The sequence below is a fragment of the Pseudomonas yangonensis genome, from assembly GCF_009932725.1.
Lineage (GTDB): Bacteria > Pseudomonadota > Gammaproteobacteria > Pseudomonadales > Pseudomonadaceae > Aquipseudomonas > Aquipseudomonas yangonensis.
In genome coordinates this window covers 1-542 of record NZ_BLJU01000157.1, presented here as the reverse complement: position 1 = coordinate 542, position 542 = coordinate 1, and the positions used below count along the sequence as shown (strand labels likewise).

1 protein-coding gene is annotated in these 542 nt (G+C 63.1%); it reads right to left on the bottom strand.

Annotated features, from left to right (window positions below):
- Positions 1-349, bottom strand: a 349-nt coding sequence (locus GYB81_RS23905; RefSeq protein WP_218573894.1) for a rolling circle replication-associated protein, incomplete at its 3' end; no start/stop codon positions are given.
- Between the last annotated feature and the right edge of the window lie 193 nt (positions 350-542).

Sequence of the window (542 nt, the reverse complement as noted above, 5' to 3'; positions counted from 1 at the left end):
CGATACGGGCGCGTAGGACGCCCAGGACCTGATCACCGTATTGCTCGCGGAGCGCGCCAGGGAACCAGATGGCGCAGTGCAGATGCGGAACGCCACGGCGCTGCCACTCGGTGACCCAGTGCAGGCGGAGCATGCCCAGGCGGCGCATACGATGGAGCCAGGCCTTGCGGAGGCGGTGCCAGGCATCCGCACTGGGCGGGCAATCGCGCAGGGTCAGGGTGACCGCCAGGCCAATGCCGTCAAGGCGGTATTCGAGGATGGAGTACAGGAAGCGGGTGTTGCGGCGGGTCGCACCGTCCGACCATCCGCCCACCTCACCCCGCAACGCGCGCTGGTGACTGTTCTTCATCGGGGGGATTCCGCCGGTGTTACCGTGACGATAGACTGTGAGAACTGGCACGTGATCTTCCAAATCTGAGTGCTGGTCAAGCCCCGGGGTGTTACCAGCACCGCCGGGGCAACTTGTTTCTGGGGTCACCATACTCTTCGAAGAGCAGGAAAAGAAGGGTTCGCGAAACGATATGTAACTACTAATCAAGGGG